Origin of the sequence: Streptomyces sp. ISL-98 (assembly GCF_018614055.1) — a bacterium.
Lineage (GTDB): Bacteria > Actinomycetota > Actinomycetes > Streptomycetales > Streptomycetaceae > Streptomyces > Streptomyces spiramyceticus.
In genome coordinates, this window is record NZ_JAGGPB010000043.1 from 117,758 (window position 1) to 137,155 (window position 19,398).

The following is a 19,398-nucleotide window of genomic DNA, read 5'->3' on the forward strand; positions in this document are numbered from 1 at the left end:
TTTGCCCACCCCGACCGCGCGTTGGAGGGGCAGGTGAGGTGAGCGCCCCTGTGGGGCGCGGGACGCCCGTGGCTGCTGCGGGTCGGCGGGCGGGCGGCGCAGAGTGTCCGCTCGCGCCACCCCGACCCGCCCTGGGGGCAAGCGCTTTCCATTTAGCCCGTCGTGGGCATTGAATGCTCCCGGAACCCCGTGCTAGACCATCCCGCAACCGCTGTCCCAACCGGTCTACACCACTTCCCCCGGGAGGACTCCCCGTGCCGCTCCTGCCTGCCGACGCCGCCGCCTGGTCCCGCCGTGTTTTCCTCGCCACCGCATCGGCCACCGCGCTCGGTGCCGCAATCTCCGGTGGCGCATTCACCGGGGTCGCGGCCGCCGCCGCGCCCGCCCCCGCCGGTGGTGACGAGTACGACGAGCTGCGCCTCCGTTGGGTGCAGCTCTCGCTCGGGGCCGGGTTCGACCCCGCCGTCGAGCCCTACGCCTCCCGCCTCGCCGAGATCGGGCGGTTCGCCGCAGGGTTTCGCGCGTCCATGGCGCCGGCCGACGACTCCCTCTGGCCCGGCCGCACCTTCGACCCGCCCTCCGGCATCTCCTACAGCTACGGCCGCCTCTGGACCATGACGCAGGCCTACCTCCAGCCCGGCACCGGGCTCACCGCCGACGCCTCCCTCCTCGCCGACATCGTCCGCGGCCTCGACCACCTCTCCGCCCGCATCTACAACCCCTCCACCACCCGCTACGGCAACTGGTGGGAGTGGCAGATCGGCAGCCCCCGTCTCCTCATGGACATCGTCGCCGGGCTCCACGACAAGCTCACCGATGCCCAGCGCCAGGCCGCCTGCGCCGCCGTCGACCACTTCATCCCGGACACGATGCTCACCAACTACTCCGGTACGAGCACCGGCGCCAACCGCGTCGACCTCTGCCGCTCCGTCGCCCTGCGCGGCGTACTCGGCCGGAACCCGGCGAAGATCGCCCTCTCCCGAGACGCGCTGTCGCCCGTGTTCCCGTACGTGACCAAGGGCGACGGCCTGTACGCCGACGGATCCTTCGTCCAGCACACCTGGGTCGCGTACTCCGGTACGTACGGTCAGGTCATGCTCGACGGGCTCGGGCGGCTATTCACCCTCCTCGCGGGCTCCACCTGGGACGTCACCGACCCCAACCGGCAGATCATCCTCGACTCCGTCGAGAACGCCTACGCGCCCCTCATCTACAACGGGCTCATGATGGACAGCGTCAACGGCCGTGCCATCAGCCGCGGTTACCTCAAGAGCGACGACCGTCACGTCATGCGCAGCGACCATTTCCACGGCCAGGGACTGATCGCCGCCATCCCACTGCTCGCCGGTGGGGCGTCGGAGGCCGAGCGCGGGCGCTGGACCGCGATGGTCAAGGGATGGATCGAGCGCGACCGTACGACGCCACTGCTCACCGCACCTCAGTTCAACGTCGCCGACCTCTCCCGGCTGCACGCCGTCGCCGCGTCGCCCGTCGCCGCCGCCCCGGAGCCTGTCGCGCACAAGCTCTTCGCGTCCATGGACCGTGCCGTGCACCGGCGCCCCGGCTGGGCCGCGGGCATTTCCATGGCTTCGGAGCGGATCTCGTACTACGAGTGCGGCAACGGCGAGAATCCGCGCGGCTGGCACACCGGCGCCGGAATGCTCTACTGGTGGCCGGGGGAGCGGGCCAATGATCAGTACACCGACTGGTTCTGGCCCACCGTCGACTTCTACCGGCTGCCCGGAACCACCGTGTCCACCAAGCTACTTGCCGACAAAGCGGGCGGTGAGTGGGGTGTCCCGAAGCCGGCCACCAAGTGGGTCGGCGGGGCCACGGACGGCGAATTCGCCGCCGTCGGGCAGCATCTCAAGGGCCTCGGCTCCACCCTCGAAGCCCGCAAGTCGTGGTTCTGCGTCGCCGATACGGTCGTCTGCCTCGGCGCCGGCATCACCTCCACCGACGGTGTCCCCGCCGAGACGATCGTCGACAACCGGAACCTCGGCGAGTCCGGTACGAACGCCCTCACCACCGGCCCGCACTGGGCCCACCTCGAAGGCCACGGCGGCTGGGTCCTCCCGGACGCGACCGGCACGGCCGGGCTGCACACCCTGCGCGAGGACCGCACCGGTTCCTGGAACGACATCAGCACCATCAGCACCACCGAGCGCCGGACCCGCCGCTACCAGACCCTCTGGTTCGACCACGGCACCGACCCCGTGGACGCCCGCTACATCTATCTCCTGATGCCCGGCGCAGCACGCCGCACCGTCGCCGCCCGCGCGTCCGACGGCGACTGGCTGAAGGTGCTCGCCAACACCCGCGCCGTCCAGGGAGTCGAGATCCGCTCCCTCGGCTTCACCGCAGCCAACTTCTGGCAGCCGGGCAAGACCGGGCCCGTGTCCACGACGGCCCCGGCGAGTGTGCTCGTACGCAAGAAGCGGCGCACCGCCACCCTCGCCGTCAGTGAGCCGACGCGCAGCGGACAGCCGCTGGAGGTCACCTGGGAGCACCGCGCCATCCGCGTCATCTCCAAGGACCCCGGCGTCGAGGTGCTGTCCACCGGCCGTACGCTGAGGCTCCGCGTCACGCCGGGGACGGCGGGCGCGACACACCTTTGTGAGGTGGCTCTCAGCTGACTTTTGTGGCGCCCTTGTTGGACCCCGACAATCACGGACGGCTCTGAGCTGGTACTTCGGCTGCACCGCCGGAAGGTTCTGTCCAAGGCTGACAGGAGAACGGGCCGGAGACTGTCTGGAGTCGACGGCCTGTTTTTCTTGTCCGGCTTCGTAGGGTCGACACATGACCGTTTTGGACGAGACGCCGGCCGAGCCCACAGACGCCCGTGGCCGCGTGGCCGAGCTGCACGCCCTGCGCGAGCAGGCCCGCCGCGGACCGAGTGACCGTGCGACCGAGGCTCAGCACGCCAAGGGCAAGCTGACAGCCCGTGAGCGCATCGAGCTGCTGCTCGACCCCGGTACGTTCAAGGAGGTCGAGCAGCTGCGCCGACACCGGGCGACCGGGTTCGGCCTGGAGGCCAAGAAGCCGTACACCGACGGTGTCATCACCGGCTGGGGCACGGTCGAGGGCCGCACGGTCTTCGTCTACGCACACGACTTCCGCATCTTCGGCGGCGCGCTGGGCGAGGCCCACGCCACCAAGATCCACAAGATCATGGACATGGCCATCTCGGCCGGTGCCCCCCTGGTCTCCCTCAACGACGGTGCAGGCGCCCGTATCCAGGAGGGCGTGTCCGCCCTCGCCGGCTACGGCGGCATCTTCCAGCGCAACACCCGCGCCTCCGGTGTCATCCCGCAGATCAGCGTGATGCTCGGCCCGTGCGCGGGCGGCGCGGCGTACAGCCCCGCCCTCACCGACTTCGTCTTCATGGTCCGCGAGACCTCGCAGATGTTCATCACGGGCCCGGACGTCGTCCGCGCCGTGACCGGCGAGGAGATCACCCAGAACGGCCTCGGCGGCGCGGACGTGCACGCCGAGACCTCGGGCGTCGCGCACTTCGCGTACGACGACGAAGAGACCTGCATCGCCGAGGTCCGCTACCTGATCTCGATGCTTCCCTCCAACAACCGCGAGAACCCGCCGACGACCCCCTCCGAGGACCCGGCGGACCGCCGCAGCGACGTACTCCTCGACCTGGTTCCGGCCGACGGCAACCGCCCGTACGACATGCGCAAGGTGATCGAGGAGCTCGTCGACGACGGCGACTACCTGGAGATCCACGAGCGCTGGGCGACGAACATCCTCTGCGCCCTGGCCCGGCTCGACGGTCAGGTCGTCGGCATAGTCGCCAACCAGCCGCAGTCCCTGGCCGGTGTCCTGGACATCGAAGCCTCCGAGAAGGCCGCGCGCTTCGTGCAGATGTGCGACGCCTTCAACATCCCGATCATCACTCTCCTGGACGTCCCCGGCTTCCTGCCCGGCGTCGACCAGGAGCACGGTGGGATCATCCGGCACGGTGCCAAGCTGCTCTACGCGTACTGCAACGCCACCGTGCCCCGGATCTCCCTGATCCTGCGCAAGGCCTACGGAGGTGCGTACATCGTCATGGACTCCCAGTCCATCGGTGCCGACCTCACCTACGCCTGGCCCACCAACGAGATCGCGGTGATGGGCGCCGAAGGTGCCGCCAACGTCATCTTCCGCCGGCAGATCGCCGAAGCCGAGGACTCCGAGGCGATGCGTGCGCGCATGGTCAAGGAGTACAAGGCCGAGCTGATGCACCCGTACTACGCCGCCGAGCGCGGCCTGGTCGACGACGTGATCGACCCCGCCGAGACCCGCGAGGTGCTGATCAGCTCCCTCGCGATGCTCCGGAACAAGCACGCCGACCTGCCGTCGCGCAAGCACGGCAACCCCCCGCAGTAATCCTGCGACGAATCGAAGAAGACGGAGCGCCTGATGAATGAATCCATGCTGCGTGTCGAGAAGGGCAACGCCGAGCCCGAGGAGCTGGCGGCCATCACCGCCGTCCTGATGGCCCGCGCCGCGTCCCGGTCCGGCGGCGACACGCCCCACCGCGGCCGCTCCACCGCCGGCTGGCGCCGCCTGGAGCGCACGCCTGGCTTCAGGGCGCCGCACAGCTGGCAGGGCTGAGCGGCAACGCGTAGCGCCTGACGAGAAAGGCCCCCCGCACTCCGAGGAGTGCGGGGGGCCTTTCTCGTAGGTACGACGCTCCTGCCTACCGCAGGCGTGCCATCAGCGCGTGCTCGACGAGCGTGATGAGTGCGCTCTTGGCGTCCGCGCGGTGGCGGGCGTCCGTCGTGAGGATCGGGGTGTCGGGGCCGATCTGCAGGGCCTCGCGCACCTCGTCCGGGTTGTACGGCTGGTGTCCGTCGAAGCCGTTGAGGGCGATGACGAAGGGCAGCCCGCTGTTCTCGAAGTAGTCGACGGCGGGGAAGCAGTCGGCGAGCCTCCTCGTGTCGACCAGGACGACGGCGCCGATGGCGCCGCGCACGAGGTCGTCCCACATGAACCAGAAGCGGTCCTGACCGGGCGTACCGAAGAGGTACAGGATCAGGTCCTGGTCCAGGGTGATACGGCCGAAGTCCATGGCCACCGTGGTGGTGGTCTTGTCTCCGGTGTGCGTGAGGTCGTCGATGCCCGCCGATGCGGACGTCATGACGGCCTCGGTGCGCAGCGGGTTGATCTCCGAGACGGCTCCGACGAACGTGGTCTTGCCCACGCCGAAGCCGCCCGCCACCACGATCTTCGCGGAGGTAGTGGAGCGGGCTGCTCCGCTGCTAGAGCTTGCGAAGTCCACTGAGCACCCTTTCGAGCAGTGTCACGTCTGGCTGGCCGCCGGCGGACTCGTCGCCGCCGGGCTGGTGAATGGCGACAAGTCCCGCCTCGGCCAGGTCGGCGACGAGGATCCGGGCAACGCCGAGGGGGATGGTGAGAAGCGCCGAGATCTCGGCAACGGACTTGATCTCACGGCACAGATGGCAGATCCGCTGGTGCTCGGGCAACTGCCCTTGCAGCCGGGACGGGTCCGCCGTGGTGCTGACCAGCGCCTCGATGGCGAGCTGGTAGCGCGGCCTGGTGCGGCCGCCCGTCATGGCGTACGGGCGCACCAGCGGGTTGTGGTGCGGCTGCGAGGGGGAGGGCGCGGGGGCCCTGCGCTGCTGCACCGGCTGGATGCGGGGCGGCTGCTGCGCGTGCCGCTGAGGCTGCTCGTACGGCTGAGAGCGGCTCGGCGCGGAGGGGAAGTTGAACCTGTTCTGCGAGGTATCACCCTGATTCTGACCCTGGCCGTAAGGCCAGTTGGCCGAAGAACCGTCCGGGGGTGTTGCCACGTTTCCTCCTCCGACTGCCGGGCGCCGTTCACTTGTGGCGCCGCGTCCCCGAACATTAAAGCGCGGGGACACCAAAGCGCACTGTCTGTCTGCTAGTTGAGAAGACTTCCTTGCAGCTCGGCACGCAGGTCCGGAGTGAGGACGCTGCCCGCACGGTCGACAAGGAGTGCCATCTCGTAACCCACGAGACCGATGTCGGCCTCGGGGTGTGCGAGCACGGCCAGCGAGGAGCCGTCCGAGATCGACATGAGGAAGAGGAAGCCGCGCTCCATCTCCACGACGGTCTGGTTGACCGCGCCGCCCTCGAAAATCCGGGAAGCCCCTGCGGTCAGCGAGGTCAGACCGGAGGCCACAGCCGCCAGCTGATCGGCGCGGTCACGCGGGAACCCCTCGGACATCGCCAGCAGGAGTCCGTCGGCGGAGACCACCACCGTGTGGGACACCCCGGGGGTGTTGTCCACGAAGTTGGTGATCAACCAGTTCAGATTCTGCGCCGCCTGGCTCATCGGGCTCACACTAACGCTCCTGGTTGTAGGTGTTGCCGTGGCCACCGTGCTGATCGTAAGTGGCCGCTGTGTTCGTGTCCGTTCCCGCGTTGCGTCCCTGCTGGACACCGCGCCGCAGGTTGCTCAACCTGCCGCGCACGTCCTCAGGAGCACGGGAGACCTGGGGGCCGCCCTGCGGAGTCTGCTCCGCGGTGCCCTCGACCAGATTGGCCTTGGGAACTCGCCGGGGAAGACCGGAGGAGGTGACTCCGCCTGCCTTGGGCTCGCGGAGCTTCTCCGCCCGCTGCCAGCGCTCGTCGTTCGACGAACGCCAGTCGTCTGTACCGCTGCCGCTGCTGCCGTTTCCGTCGCCGTTCTGCTGCGCGTCCTGCTGCGGCATGTCCTGCTGCTGCGGCTGTGCGGTGACGGGGTGCTGCGCCGCGCCCTGTCCGGCGGACTCGCCGGCGGGCTGCCAGTGCTGCTGACCGCCGCGGCGCGGAAGGCCCGCATCGGTCAGCGCGGGGCCGGAGGCCGGGGTGGGACCGGGACGGTCGAAGCCTACGCGCTCCTGGGCGCTTGCGGGAGCGCCCGGCGCAGATTCCGGTTCCGATCCGAACTCGCTTTCGTACGCACCCTGGTAGGAGGTCTCCTCCTGCCAGTTCCCCTGGTGGGAGGGGGCGTCGAACGCCTCTTCGTACTGACCCTGCGCAGCCGCGGGCTCCTGGTACTCGCCCTCCGGATACGCCTGGTACGCCGGGTAGTCGTCGTAACCGCCCTGGTCGTACGCAGGCTGCTCCGGCTGCGCGTACTGCTGCTGCTGACCGGGGTCGGCGCCGTTGTCGTACGACGCCTGCGGCGCCTCGTCGCGGAACAGCGGACGGTCGCCGGAAGCCTGCGCCTCCAGCTGCGCACGCCGCTCCTCGCGCATCAGCGAGCGGCCGACCGGGTCCAGGTCACGGGCGTCGTCCGGAACCTCGTACCGCGAGTCGTCGAAGCCGAGCTCGGCCGCGGTGCGCATCGGGGCACTCTCGAAGGACTGCTGCGCGGGCTCGTAACTCTGCTGCTCGGGAATGATCGAGGAGACCGTGAAGTCGTCCTGCGGCAGTATCTCGCCACCGCCACCGTGGGTGATGGCGTCGGGAAGCATGACCAGCGAAGTGGTGCCGGCCTGCTCGCCCGAGGGGCGGAGCTGGACACGGATCCGGTGCCGGTCCGCCAGACGGCCGACCACGAAGAGGCCCATGCGCTGCGAAACGGCGGCGTCCACGGTCGGCGGGTTCGCCAGCTTGTGGTTGATGTCCGCGAAGTCCTCGGCGGTGAGGCCGATGCCCTTGTCGTGGATCTCGACCATGACGCGGCCGTCCGGGAGACGGGTCGCGGTGACACGCACCTTGGTCTGCGGCGAGGAGAACGTGGTGGCGTTCTCCAGCAGCTCGGCCAGCAGGTGCACGAGGTCGGTCACGGCCTGGCCGTGAATCTCCGACTCCGGTACGCCGCTGAGCTCGATGCGCTCGTACGACTCCACCTCGGAGGAGGCCGCGCGCAGCACGTCGACCAGCGGAACCGGCTGGTTCCAGCGGCGGCCGGGCTCCTCGCCCGCGAGGATGAGGAGGTTCTCGCCGTTGCGGCGCATACGGGTCGCGAGGTGGTCCAGCTTGAAGAGGTTCTCCAGCTGGTCCGGGTCGGCCTCGTTGTTCTCCAGGTCGGTGATCAGGGTCAGCTGGCCCTCGATCAGGGACTGGTTGCGCTGCGAAAGGTTGGTGAAGATCGCGTTGACGTTGCCCCGCAGCATGGCCTGCTCGGCGGCGAGCCGGACGGCCTCACGGTGCACCTGGTCGAAGGCGCGGGCGACCTCGCCGATCTCGTCGACGGTCGTGATCGGGATCGGCTCCACACGGGTGTCGACGCGGCCCGGCTCCGTACGCGAAAGCTGGTCGACCAGCATCGGCAGGCGCTGCTCGGCGATGCCGAACGCGGCGGTGCGCAGCTGGCGCATCGAGCGGCTCATCTGGCGGGCCATGAGACCGGCCAGGATGACCGCGGTGAGCATCGCGATGACCACGATCAGACCGTCGGTGATGGCGTCGGTCTTGGCGTCGGAGGAGATCGCGGCGGCCTCGGTCACGGCCTTGTCGACGAGGTCGTTCTCGACCTCGGTGTAGCCCTCGAACTTCGCGGTGGAGGCGGCCATCCAGAACTGGGGTGTGACGCCCTTCTGCTTCAGCGTGGAGGGCTTGCCCTGGCCGATCTCCTCGGCCATGCCGGCGAAGACCGAGCCGTCCTTGCTCGGCGGGGGCACGAACGGGGCGCCGGCCTGATCGGCCTGCTGCTTGGCGGCGGCGAGCTTCTTGGCCCCGTCCTCCGCCTTGCCCTTCATGACGCTCTTGAGCTTGTCGGTGTCCTCCTGCGTACCGCCCGACTGGAACTCGGCGAGGGCGATCTGCTCCAGGTAGTTGTACGAGTTGAAGGCGACCGTCTGCTGCGCGAGCTTCTCCGGCTTGCCGCTCGGGCGGACCAGGAGGTGCGTGCCGATCGAGCGCTGGAGCGACGTGGCGGCCTTGGCCAGCTGGACGGCGTAGACCGTACGGCCGTAGGCGGTGATGTTGCCGGTGCCGAGGCCGAGCTCGTTGGACAGCTCCATCAGCGAGTGCTGGATGCCGACGTAACCCTCTTCGGTCTTCACCGGGTCGAGGGCTTCGGTGTACGCGGCCTTGCGGAGGGCGGGGAGCTTGGGCTCCTCCTTCGCGAAGAGGCCGAGACGGCGCTCGAGGCCCTGCTTCTCCGGGAGGTCCTTCGTGGCTTCCTGGAAGTTCTTCGCGGCGGCGTCGGTCGTGGCGTACGCCTGGGTGACCTCCGGGCTGGTCCGCTTGCCCTGGAGGAGTGGTACGGCGGTGAGGTCGCGCTCGTTGAGCAGCGCCTGACCGTACTCGGACGCGGCGCGCACGAGGACGGCGGTCTTCTCGGCGTCCTGCGCTTCCTGCCAGGTGTCGATCGAGCCCTTGACCTGGAAGCCGCCCATGACGAGGCCGACTCCCACGGGTATGAGGAGGATCGCGTTCAGCCTGGTGGGCACGCGCCAGTTGCGGGGCGCAAATTTGCTGCTGCTGCCGCTGCTCGCGGGGGCGGCAGCGGGCGGGGTCGCGGGCGACGCCACTGTGCGCGGCGGCGGGGTGAAGTTGCCCCGCGCCTGCTGCTGCTGTGCGGAGCTCGTGTTGCTACGCCTCACTCGACCAACAACCTCTCGGCGTCGGCACCTACGCTGTGCCGTTTTTCGTTCAGGGCCGTACTTACTCGGGAGTTCGACGAATTCCAGCACGTCGAGCGGCTGCCATCCAAACACCCGGAAGCGCCGATTCCGAGTGGTGTAAGCCTCAGATAAAACGGTCAAAACAGAACGAGCCCCGCCAAAAGGCAGGGCCAATGTGAGCACAGCGGTACCGTGCGAACGCGTGGGGTGTCCGTGACGGGACAATTCTCTGTCGAAATGTTATGAACAGAGGGGCGGAGAGTGTCAAAGGACACAGTCCGCCCCCTGTTCCGGCCACGACAACTGCCGTAGAGCGGCGACTACTTGAGTCGTGCCATCAGAGCGTGCTCCACGAGCGTGATGAGCGCGCTCTTGGCGTCCGCGCGGTGGCGGGCGTCGGTGGTGATGATGGGGGCGTCGGGGCCGATCTGGAGGGCCTCGCGCACTTCTTCGGGGGTGTAGGGCTGGTGTCCCTCGAAGCCGTTGAGGGCGACGACGAACGGCAGGCCGCTGTTCTCGAAGTAGTCGACGGCGGGGAAGCAGTCGGCGAGACGGCGGGTGTCGACCAGGACGACGGCGCCGATGGCGCCCCGTACGAGGTCGTCCCACATGAACCAGAAGCGGTCCTGACCGGGCGTACCGAAGAGGTACAGGATCAGGTCCTGATCCAGGGTGATACGTCCGAAGTCCATGGCGACGGTGGTCGTCGTCTTGTCTCCGGTGTGCGTCAGGTCGTCGATACCGGCGCTGGCGCTGGTCATGACGGCCTCGGTGCGCAGCGGGTTGATCTCCGAGACGGCTCCGACGAACGTGGTCTTGCCCACGCCGAAGCCGCCCGCCACCACGATCTTCGCGGAAGTGGTGGAGCGGGTCGCTCCGCCGCTAGAGCTTCCGAAGTCCACTGAGCACCCTTTCGAGCAGCGTTACATCCGGCGTGCCGCCGGCCTCTCCATTGCCCGGCTGGTGGATCGCCACCATGCCGGCCTCCGCCAGGTCGGCGACGAGGATCCGAGCGACACCGAGCGGCATCGAAAGCAGTGCCGAGACTTCCGCCACCGACTTGACCTCGCGGCACAGGTGGCAGATCCGCTGGTGCTCTGGCAGGAGCGTGGCGAGATGCGCCGGGTCGGCGGTTGTGCTGACCAGTGCCTCTATGGCGAGCTGGTAGCGCGGCCGGGTCCGGCCGCCGGTCATCGCATAAGGACGTACCAGCGGCTGGTCGCCTTCGTGATCGTACGACGCGTCGAAACGCGCTCCGTACGGATCGCGAGAGGCGGGGGGCGGGGTCATGGATCCTCCGGGCATGACAGCACGTGGTGTGCGGGCCGTCTGACGGGGCCGGGGTGGGGGGCTGTGCGCGGCCTGAACGGTTTGTTTCTCGGCAAGACCTGGGCGTGCGCGGCCTAGTGGAGCAGACTCCCCTGGAGCTCCGCTCGGAGATCCGGGGTGAGGACGCTGCCGGCACGGTCGACGAGCAGCGCCATCTCGTAGCCGACGAGGCCGATGTCGCAGTCGGGGTGCGCGAGCACGGCGAGCGAGGAGCCGTCCGAAACGGACATGAGGAAGAGGAAGCCGCGCTCCATCTCGACGACGGTCTGGGTCACAGCCCCGCCCTCGAAAATCCGGGAAGCCCCCGCGGTCAGCGAGGTCAGGCCGGAGGCCACGGCCGCCAACTGGTCGGCGCGGTCACGCGGGAATCCTTCGGACATCGCCAGAAGGAGTCCGTCGGCGGAGACCACCACCGTGTGGGACACCCCAGGGGTGTTGTCCACGAAGTTGGTGATCAACCAGTTCAGATTCTGCGCCGCCTGGCTCATCGGACTCAACTAACGCTCCTGCTGGTGAGAGGGGTCAATGTTGAAACTGCCGGTCGACGAGCCGCTGCCGGCCTGCCGACCCTGCTGGATACCCCGACGAAGATTGGTCAGCCGGCCGCGTACGTCGTCAGGCGCACGCGAAACCTGCGGACCGGTCTGGTGGTTCTGCTGCTGCGCGGTTCCGGGCACCAGATTGGCACGCGGGACGCGACGCGGCAGACCCGAGGTCGTGACACCGCCGGCTGCGGGCTTTTTGACCCGCTCTGCCTGCTTTACGAGTTCGTCGTTCGGCGAGGTGCGCCAGGTGGCGCCGTTGGTGGCGTTCGTACCGTTGGTGGTGCTGTTCGGGGCACCCGTCTCACGTGCCTGGCCGCGCTGCGGCATCGGCGGAGCGATCGGGGCGGACGCGCCGGGCATCTGCTGCGTGGGCCGCCCGGCCTGCTGCTGGGGCTGCTGAGGTACGGCGGGAGCCTGCTGGGCGTCCTGCTGGAACCAGTTCGACTCAAGCGTGTCGAAGAGCGGCGTACGTCCGTCACCGGGACCGGAGGCGGGCGGCAGCTCGTGCTGCTGCGGCTGCGGAGGCAGGCTCGCGGCGGGCGGACGCGGCGCCGTGTTCCTGGCGGGCTCGGGGTTCTCCCGGCCGCCACGCCGACGCTGCCCCGCGGGACCGAGCGCCTGGGGGCCGCCCTGGTTCTGGCCCTGCGGCCGGCCCTGGCCCTGACGACCGTAGGCGCCCGAGGGGTTGGCCGACTGCGGCGCATTGAAGTCCGGCCTCGCGAACTGCTCGGTGGACGCCGGGTCCTGCGCACCGCGGGCCTCGGGCCGCTCGAACTGACCGGTGGAGCCGCTGCCCTGCGGTACGGGGCCGCGGATGTCGCTGCGCTCGTACGTGCTGCCCGTGGGCAGCGCCGGCGGCGGCGCGTCGTAGTCCGGCCGCTGGAACTCGGCGGTGGCGCCGGGACCCTGGCGGTCGTCCGCCGAGGGGCGGGCGTACTGGCCGGAGGTCTCGTCGTGGCCGCGCGGCTGGTCGTTGCCCCAGCTGGTGGCCTGCGGACGCGCCTGGCGCTGCGGGGCCGGGTTGCTGCCGGGCAGCTCGGGACGCGAGCCGCCGCGGGGCGGCAGCTGCTGCGGCGTACGGCCGCCCTGGTCGCCTGCGCCAGGGCCGCTCTGGAAGCCGCTCTGGCGTACGTCGGAACGCTCGCGGTTGCCGGCCTGGCGGCCGCCCCCACCGAACATCCCGCCACCCTGGCCGGGCTGACCGCCCTGACCGGAGCCGGGCTGCTGCCCCTGACCCCCGTCACGGCCGGGCAGAGCCGCACGCGCACCGGGGCTCGCGACCTGGCCGCGGGCACCACCGGAACCGGCGGGGAGCCGTCCGGCAGGCGCGGGGCCGCCACCGAGACCGGGACGGGCGCCGCCGGCAGACCCGCTGCCGAGCGCACCGGGAGAGTGCGTCTGACGGGCGCCGGGGCCGGCGGGCACTTGAGGCTGAGCCGCGGCGCCCTGCTTGGCCGGAGCCTTCTTGCCACCCTGCGCGACATCGACGGGCAGCATGACCAGCGCGGTCGTACCACCGGAGTCGGACGGACGCAGCTGGATGCGGATGCCGTGTCGCAGGGACAGGCGGCCGACCACGAACAGACCCATGCGGCGCGAGACCGAGACGTCCACGGTGGGCGGCGAGGCGAGCCGCTCGTTGATCGCCGCGAGGTCTTCCGGCGACAGGCCGATACCGGTGTCGTGGATCTCGACGAGCACGCGCCCGTCGGGCAGCGCGTGACCGGTGACGCGGACCTTGGTCTGCGGCGAGGAGAACGAGGTGGCGTTCTCCAGCAGCTCGGCGAGGAGGTGCACGAGGTCGTTGACGACGCGGCCGGCGACCTCGGTGCCGGGCACCGACGACAGCTCGATGCGCTCGTACTGCTCCACCTCGGAGGCGGCGGCACGGAGCACGTCGACCAGGGGAACGGGGCGCGTCCAGCGGCGGCCGGGCTCTTCACCGGCGAGGACCAGCAGGTTCTCGCCGTTACGGCGCATGCGGGTCGCGAGGTGGTCGAGCTTGAAGAGCGAGGACAGCTGGTCCGGGTCGGCCTCGCGCGACTCCAGCTCGGAGATGAGCGAGAGCTGACGCTGGATAAGACCCTGCGAACGCCGCGAGAGGTTGGTGAACATCGCGTTGACGTTGCCTCGCAGCAGCGCCTGCTCTGCGGCCAGTCGGACCGCCTCGCGGTGCACGTCGTCGAAGGCCGCGGCCACTTGGCCGATCTCGTCGCGCGAGTGGACACCGACGGACTCCACGGACGTGTCGACGTCCTGCGGGTCGGCCTCGGAGAGCTGCTTGACCAGCTCGGGCAGGCGTTCCTGGGCGACCGTGGTGGCGGTGTCCTGGAGCCGGCGCAGCGAGCGGATCATGGAGCGGGCCACGACGAACGCGCCGATGAGCGAGACACCGAGGACGAGGACGATCAGCGCACCGTTGAGGATGGCGTCCTGCTGCGAGTCCTCGCGCAGCTCACGGGCCTTCTGCTCCATCTCGTCGAGGAGCGTGGCCTCGATCTGCTTCATGGACTGGATCTTGCTGGAGTTGGCGTCGGTCCAGTCCATGTACGAACGCTTCTGCTGGCTCTTGAGGCCGCCCGGGGTGGAGAGCACCCGCTGCGAGTACTTGTCGGCGGACGCGATGTCGGGGTTGCCGCTGTCCAGCGGAGCCGTCAGTACATCGGCGTCGCCGTCGTAGACCTGGGCGAACGACTTGCGTGCCGAGTCCTCGCTGTCCATCGCGGACTTGGCGTAGAGGCGGTCGCTCTCGTTGAGCTTGCCGGCGTCGCGGTCGTTGGGCGGCAGGGCGGCCGCGATGATCGCGCGCTGGACGGAGGCGTACTCCTTGGCGGAGGAGAAGGCCGCAAGGGCGCGGGTCCGCTTGATCATCTCCGGGTTGGAGGTCGCCTGCGCCATGTCCTGGGAGAGGCTCAGCAGCGAGTCGATCAGCTGGCTGTAGTTGTTGACCGTCTGCGAGTCGGTCGTGTTGCCCTTGTAGGCGTCCTCGCGGATCTGGCGGATCGACTTCAGCCGTACGGCGATTTCCAGCAGGCTGACGCGGATGCTCTGAAGGCCCTCGTCGCCCGCTGTGTCGATGTTCTGCGTCCCGCTGATGAACGCGTCCCTGGCCCGGTCGGTCTTGTCCCGGGGGCTCTTGACCTTGAAGTCGGCGGGGCTGACGCCGTTGGCGAGCGGACCGGCCGACTTTTCGCGCTCCTCCTGGAGCGCGGCGGCGAGCTCGGTCGCCTGCTTGGTCATCTCGGTCAGCAGCTGCATGTGCTCCAGCTGCTCCATGTTGTTCATGGACTCGTTGATACGCAGCCCACCGAGCGTGGTCGCCGCGACCACCGGCAGTGCCAGCAGGGAGACCAGTCGGGTGCTGATGCGCCAGTTGCGCAGGGCTATTCGTGAGCCCGTGGAGACCGGCTCCTTGGCTCTCACCGGATTCGCCTGTTCGCCACTGCCCTGAGTCCCGGGGCGAGCGGCACGGTCGCCGCCGTCACCGGCCCCTGTAGGCACCTGGTTCTGGGCGTGCTGGGGCGAGGATCCGCGGTCGGTCCCGCCGCGCGGCTCCTGCTCCGCCGCAGCGCTGCCATCCCTCTTGAAACGTCCCTGCACTAGCGTCGCAACCTCTGGACCAGGCGTTCCCCCGCGTGAACGGCGGAACGGTGTCGAGTCGTGGGGCACCGAGCGGCCCCATGGGTGGTCGTGAGTGACCGGCGCTTCTCCCCTTCCCGCCGCCACTCGGCGCTGCGTTGCGCCCTGTGCGCCGGCTGGAATCTGAAATCTCGCGGCGGTCCGGGGAATTCCAGCACAGTGCCGGATCTCCAACAAGGGCCGGGCACGAGGCCGTGACGTGAGTGACACCGTGTAAGTGTTGCGTAACAAGGCGTAGAAAGTGTTCAGGGGTAAAAAGGGCATAAGCCAACGAGTCGCTTAGGGGCGGGGGGTGTCCCAGTCCTGATGATCAGGAGCGGAATGATGCCTTCAGTGGCGGAATGTCCGGTTCATGAACCCACCGAGGTTGTCCGAATTGGCCGTTATGCCCGCCATCTCGTGAGGAAACTCACACACTGTTCTTGTCTGCTTCACATCTTTGCCGGGGAACCGGATGTTTAGCCTGACGCTTTACAGGGATGGCGAATCCGACAATCAGAGCGCCCAAGATGGCGCCCGTACCGACAGGGCCCGAACACCAGATGAAGACCACGACGATGTTCCGCAGCACGGCCAACCCCCGCCGGACCACGCTCGCGCATCTCGAAGACGCTGTGGACCTGCTGACCGCCGAGCGGCCGGAGCACCCTGTCGATCTCCCCGCCGAGACCGCCAACCCGCGCCGCACGATTCTGATGGAAGCCCCGGTGGAGGCCCCGGCGGAAGCTCACGCCGCAGCCTAGGCGCGCAGGTAATACGGGCGGTCGGCCTCCTCACCCGCGTTAGCCTGGAGCGTCAGTCTCCGGCCAGCAAAAAGTGAGGGGCGACAGCATCCCGTGCGCATCGCCAGGTTCTCCATCGACGGCAATGTCGCCTTCGGCGCGGTCGAGGGCGACAGCCCGGACGACCTCGTTCTCGACATCATCAAGGGCATCCCGTACGCCGACTTCGAGCTCTCCGGCGTCAAGGTCCCGCTGAGCAAGGTCCGCCTCCTGCCGCCCGTGCTCCCCAGCAAGGTCGTGGCCATCGGCCGCAACTACGCGGAGCATGCGGCGGAGCTCGGCAACGAGGTCCCGGACATCCCCGTCGCGTTCCTCAAGCCGTCAACCGCCGTGACAGGCCCCGGCGACCCCATCGCGTACCCCTCCTTCTCCAGTGAGCTGCACCACGAGGCCGAACTGGCCGTGGTCATCGGCCGCATGTGCCGCGAGGTCCCTCGCGAGCGTGTCAAGGACGTCATCTTCGGCTACACCTGCGCCAACGATGTCACCGCGCGCGACGTCCAGCAGCGCGAGAACCAGTGGGCCAGGGCCAAGGGCTTCGACACCTCGTGCCCGCTCGGCCCCTGGGTGGAGACCGGCCTCGACCCCGCGGCCATCGCCGAGGGTCTCGCCATCCAGTGCACGGTCAACGGCGAACAGCGCCAGCTGGGCCGTACGAGCGACATGGTCCGCTCGGTCGAGGACCTGATCGTCCACATCACCGAGGCCATGACGCTGCTCCCGGGCGACGTCATCCTCACGGGGACCCCGGCCGGAGTCGGCCCCCTCAACGTCGGCGACGAGGTCGCCGTCACCATCGAAGGCATCGGCACTCTCACCAACAAGGTGATCAAGCGTGACTAACGCGAACTCCCCCAAGCTCTCGACTTCGCTCGACCAGGGGGCACCCCCACGCGTACGTTTCTGTCCCTCCCCGACCGGCAACCCCCACGTGGGTCTGGTCCGCACCGCTCTGTTCAACTGGGCGTTCGCCCGGCACAACGGCGGCACCATGGTCTTCCGAATCGAGGACACCGACGCGGCCCGCGACTCCGAGGAGTCGTACAACCAGCTGCTCGACTCGCTGCGGTGGCTCGGCCTGGACTGGGACGAGGGCCCGGAGATTAGCGGCCCCCACGCCCCCTACCGCCAGTCGCAGCGGATGGACATCTACAAGGACGTCGCCCAGAAGCTCATGGCCGGCGGCTATGCGTACGAGTGCTTCTGCACCGCCCTGGAGCTGGAGGTACGCCGCGACGCCGCCCGTGCGGCCGGCAAGCCGTCGGGCTACGACGGCACGTGCCGCAACCTCAGCGCCGACCGCATCGAGCGGTACAAGGCCGAGGGCCGCGAGGCCATCGTGCGCTTCCGGATGCCCGACGAGCCGATCACCTTCACGGACCTGGTCCGCGGCGAGCTGACCTTCAACCCGGACAACGTCCCGGACTACGGCATCATCCGCGCCAACGGCGCCCCGCTCTATACGCTCGTCAACCCCGTCGACGACGCCCTGATGGAGATCACCCACGTCCTGCGCGGCGAGGACCTCCTGTCCTCGACCCCGCGCCAGATCGCGCTCTACAAGGCGCTGATCGAGCTGGGCATCGCCAAGGAGATCCCGGCCTTCGGCCACCTCCCGTACGTCATGGGCGAGGGCAACAAGAAGCTCTCTAAGCGCGACCCCGAGGCGTCCCTCAACCTCTACCGCGAGCGCGGCTTTCTCCCGCAGGGCCTGCTCAACTACCTCTCGCTCCTCGGCTGGTCCATCGCGGAGGACCGCGACATCTTCTCGATCGAGGAGATGGTCGCCGCCTTCGACATCAAGGACGTCAACGCCAACCCGGCGCGCTTCGACCTGAAGAAGTGCGAGCACATCAACGCCGAGCACCTGCGCATGCTCCCGGTCGACGGGTTCATCGCGGCCTGCGAGCCGTGGCTGAAGGCGCCGTACGCCAACTGGAAGCCGGAGTCCTTCGACCGGGCCGCGTTCGAGGCGATCGCCCCGCACGCCCAGACCCGCGTGACGGTCCTCTCCGACATCACGGCCAATGTCGACTTCCTCTTCCTCGACGAGCCGGTCGAGGACGAGGCGTCCTGGGCGAAGGCGATGAAGGGCGAGCCCGTGCCGCTCCTCACCACCGCCCGCGCCAAGCTGGAAGCGGCCGACTGGACGAGCCCCGAGTCCCTCAAGGAGGCCGTCCTGGCCGCCGGCGAGGAGCACGGCCTGAAGCTCGGCAAGGCCCAGGCCCCGGTCCGCGTAGCCGTCACCGGCCGCACGGTCGGCCTCCCGCTCTTCGAGTCCCTGGAGATCCTGGGCAAGGAGAAGACGCTGGCCCGCATCGACGCGGCGCTGGCCAAGCTCACCGCGTAAAGAGCTGTACGACGACAGGGCCCGGAGGCGGCACACGCTTCCGGGCCCTTCGCATGCCCGAAGGCGCTCGACAGGGTGCGATTCATGCCGGTCAACGCCGTGGTCCGGGACATCGACACTGCGTTTTTCGGGGGATAACCCCCGAACCGCCAGCCGCGGGCGGCGCTCGGCGGTAGCGTCGCGCTCATGCCGATCAACGCCGTGGTCTGGGACATCGACGACACGATCTTCGACTACTCGACCGCCGACCGCGTCGGCATGCGTGACCACCTCAGGGCCGAGGGGCTCGCCGACGGTTACGCCACTGTCGATCACGCCCTTGCCCGCTGGCGCGAGATCACCGAACTCCACTGGGCGAGCTTCGCCTCCGGTGAGACCACCTTCGAGGGGCAGCGCAGAGACCGTGTGCGGTCGTTTCTCGGTGTGCCGCTGAGCGACGACGCGGCCGACGACTGGTTCGGCCGGTACGTCGCCCACTTCGAGGCCGCCTGGAAGCTGTTCCCCGACACCGTTCCGGTGCTCGATGTCCTGGCCGAGGACTACCGACACGCCGTGCTCTCCAACTCCAGCGTCCACAACCAGGACCGCAAGCTGCGCGTCCTGGGGGTGCGCGACCGGTTCGAGGCTCTGCTGTGTGCCGCCGAACTGGGTGTCTCCAAGCCCGCCGCCGAGGCCTTCCACGCCGCCTGTGACGCGCTCGGCCTGCCGCCCCACGAGGTCGCGTACGTCGGTGACCAGCCCGACATCGACGCCGGCGGCGCCGACGCCGCCGGTCTGGCCGGTATCTGGCTCGACCGGGGCGGACTCGGCGGCCGCCCGGACCTCGTGCGCATCACCGGGCTTGAGCAGCTACCTGGGCTGTTGCGGGGCGATACCCGTTTTGGAGCGCCGTCCACCTTCGGGTAATGTTCTTTCTGCGCCGCCCGAGAGGGCCGAAAGGTCTGGCCGGAAGGCGCACACCAAACAAACCCCCATCAGGGGGTTGTGTTTTGGTGGGCTATGGTGTAATTGGCAGCACGACGGTTTCTGGTTCCGTTAGTCTAGGTTCGAGTCCTGGTAGCCCAGCTCTGCAGAGCTCATCTGCAAAGGCCCCCGTTGTGTAGCGGCCTAGCACGCCGCCCTCTCAAGGCGGTAGCGCCGGTTCGAATCCGGTCGGGGGTACAGATCCTTTCTTTCCGCCACCTTCGGGTCGCTCCTGGATGTGGTGACGT

General features: G+C 69.0%; 15 protein-coding genes and 2 tRNA genes. 9 read left to right on the plus strand and 8 right to left on the minus strand.

The window, feature by feature from the left end:
• Nucleotides 1-254: 254 nt before the first annotated feature.
• The 3 genes from J7I98_RS27590 to J7I98_RS27600 all read left to right on the plus strand — a co-directional run bounded on the left by J7I98_RS27590 (nucleotide 255) and on the right by J7I98_RS27600 (nucleotide 4,611).
• The gene (locus J7I98_RS27590; RefSeq protein ID WP_374225179.1) at nucleotides 255-2,636 is read left to right on the plus strand and encodes a polysaccharide lyase 8 family protein; all 2,382 of its coding nucleotides are present in this window, start codon (nucleotides 255-257) and stop codon (nucleotides 2,634-2,636) included.
• Between the two features lie 163 nt (nucleotides 2,637-2,799).
• Complete coding sequence (locus tag J7I98_RS27595) at nucleotides 2,800-4,383, plus strand: acyl-CoA carboxylase subunit beta (protein ID WP_214927629.1); 1,584 nt, start codon at nucleotides 2,800-2,802, stop codon at nucleotides 4,381-4,383.
• 33 nt (nucleotides 4,384-4,416) lie between these two features.
• Complete coding sequence (locus tag J7I98_RS27600; RefSeq protein ID WP_214927631.1) at nucleotides 4,417-4,611, plus strand: acyl-CoA carboxylase subunit epsilon; 195 nt, start codon at nucleotides 4,417-4,419, stop codon at nucleotides 4,609-4,611.
• Between the two features lie 85 nt (nucleotides 4,612-4,696).
• Here J7I98_RS27600 and J7I98_RS27605 read toward each other — a convergent pair whose 3' ends face one another.
• The 8 genes from J7I98_RS27605 to J7I98_RS27640 form a co-directional block, all read right to left on the minus strand.
• On the minus strand, nucleotides 4,697-5,278 hold the full coding sequence (locus tag J7I98_RS27605; protein ID WP_028813754.1) for an ATP/GTP-binding protein: 582 nt from the start codon (nucleotides 5,276-5,278) through the stop codon (nucleotides 4,697-4,699).
• On the minus strand, nucleotides 5,259-5,810 hold the full coding sequence (locus tag J7I98_RS27610; RefSeq protein ID WP_214927633.1) for a DUF742 domain-containing protein: 552 nt from the start codon (nucleotides 5,808-5,810) through the stop codon (nucleotides 5,259-5,261). Before J7I98_RS27610 ends, J7I98_RS27605 begins: the two co-directional genes overlap by 20 nt.
• A 92-nt stretch (nucleotides 5,811-5,902) precedes the next feature.
• Nucleotides 5,903-6,316, minus strand: a complete 414-nt coding sequence (locus J7I98_RS27615; RefSeq protein WP_037649449.1) for a roadblock/LC7 domain-containing protein — start codon at nucleotides 6,314-6,316, stop codon at nucleotides 5,903-5,905.
• A gap of 10 nt (nucleotides 6,317-6,326) precedes the next feature.
• Nucleotides 6,327-9,521 carry a nitrate- and nitrite sensing domain-containing protein gene (locus tag J7I98_RS27620; protein WP_214927635.1) on the minus strand — a complete coding sequence of 1,065 codons (3,195 nt, stop codon included), beginning with the start codon at nucleotides 9,519-9,521 and terminating at the stop codon, nucleotides 6,327-6,329.
• A gap of 341 nt (nucleotides 9,522-9,862) precedes the next feature.
• A complete protein-coding gene (locus tag J7I98_RS27625) occupies nucleotides 9,863-10,444 on the minus strand; it encodes an ATP/GTP-binding protein (RefSeq protein ID WP_214927637.1) in 582 nt (193 codons plus the stop codon).
• Entirely contained in the window at nucleotides 10,425-10,832 is a 408-nt protein-coding gene (locus J7I98_RS27630; protein WP_214927640.1) for a DUF742 domain-containing protein, read from the minus strand. The genes J7I98_RS27625 and J7I98_RS27630 overlap by 20 nt, the downstream gene beginning before the upstream one ends.
• Nucleotides 10,833-10,945: 113 nt before the next feature.
• Nucleotides 10,946-11,359 (minus strand): roadblock/LC7 domain-containing protein, encoded by a 414-nt coding sequence (locus tag J7I98_RS27635; RefSeq protein ID WP_037649408.1) that lies wholly within the window; start codon nucleotides 11,357-11,359, stop codon nucleotides 10,946-10,948.
• A gap of 9 nt (nucleotides 11,360-11,368) precedes the next feature.
• Nucleotides 11,369-15,016, minus strand: a complete 3,648-nt coding sequence (locus tag J7I98_RS27640) for a nitrate- and nitrite sensing domain-containing protein (protein WP_214927642.1) — start codon at nucleotides 15,014-15,016, stop codon at nucleotides 11,369-11,371.
• A 581-nt stretch (nucleotides 15,017-15,597) separates the two neighbouring features.
• On the opposite strand from J7I98_RS27640, the gene J7I98_RS27645 reads away from it, so the two are divergent.
• The 6 genes from J7I98_RS27645 to J7I98_RS27670 all read left to right on the plus strand — a co-directional run bounded on the left by J7I98_RS27645 (nucleotide 15,598) and on the right by J7I98_RS27670 (nucleotide 19,348).
• A complete protein-coding gene (locus tag J7I98_RS27645; RefSeq protein WP_214927862.1) occupies nucleotides 15,598-15,798 on the plus strand; it encodes a hypothetical protein in 201 nt (66 codons plus the stop codon).
• Nucleotides 15,799-15,891: 93 nt separating this feature from the next.
• Nucleotides 15,892-16,680, plus strand: coding sequence for a fumarylacetoacetate hydrolase family protein (locus J7I98_RS27650; RefSeq protein ID WP_214927644.1), 789 nt, complete (start codon nucleotides 15,892-15,894; stop codon nucleotides 16,678-16,680).
• Nucleotides 16,673-18,187: a glutamate--tRNA ligase gene (gene gltX / locus J7I98_RS27655; protein ID WP_214927655.1), complete on the plus strand. Its 1,515-nt coding sequence runs from the start codon at nucleotides 16,673-16,675 to the stop codon at nucleotides 18,185-18,187. The genes J7I98_RS27650 and gltX overlap by 8 nt, the downstream gene beginning before the upstream one ends.
• A gap of 186 nt (nucleotides 18,188-18,373) precedes the next feature.
• Nucleotides 18,374-19,093 (plus strand): HAD family hydrolase, encoded by a 720-nt coding sequence (locus J7I98_RS27660; RefSeq protein ID WP_214927657.1) that lies wholly within the window; start codon nucleotides 18,374-18,376, stop codon nucleotides 19,091-19,093.
• Between the two features lie 87 nt (nucleotides 19,094-19,180).
• Nucleotides 19,181-19,252 (plus strand) — tRNA-Gln (locus tag J7I98_RS27665).
• Nucleotides 19,253-19,275: 23 nt separating this feature from the next.
• Nucleotides 19,276-19,348 (plus strand) — tRNA-Glu (locus tag J7I98_RS27670).
• The last annotated feature ends 50 nt before the right edge of the window (nucleotides 19,349-19,398 follow it).

What these genes read in the sequence shown, in the direction of transcription:
- J7I98_RS27595 (WP_214927629.1), top strand. Translation starts at nt 2,800, where the DNA reads ATGACCGTTTTGGACGAGACGCCGGCCGAGCCCACAGACGCCCGTGGC.
- J7I98_RS27600 (WP_214927631.1), top strand. Translation starts at nt 4,417, where the DNA reads ATGAATGAATCCATGCTGCGTGTCGAGAAGGGCAACGCCGAGCCCGAG.
- J7I98_RS27615 (WP_037649449.1), bottom strand. Translation starts at nt 6,316, where the DNA reads ATGAGCCAGGCGGCGCAGAATCTGAACTGGTTGATCACCAACTTCGTG.
- J7I98_RS27630 (WP_214927640.1), bottom strand. Translation starts at nt 10,832, where the DNA reads ATGACCCCGCCCCCCGCCTCTCGCGATCCGTACGGAGCGCGTTTCGAC.
- J7I98_RS27635 (WP_037649408.1), bottom strand. Translation starts at nt 11,359, where the DNA reads ATGAGCCAGGCGGCGCAGAATCTGAACTGGTTGATCACCAACTTCGTG.
- J7I98_RS27645 (WP_214927862.1), top strand. Translation starts at nt 15,598, where the DNA reads ATGAAGACCACGACGATGTTCCGCAGCACGGCCAACCCCCGCCGGACC.
- J7I98_RS27660 (WP_214927657.1), top strand. Translation starts at nt 18,374, where the DNA reads ATGCCGATCAACGCCGTGGTCTGGGACATCGACGACACGATCTTCGAC.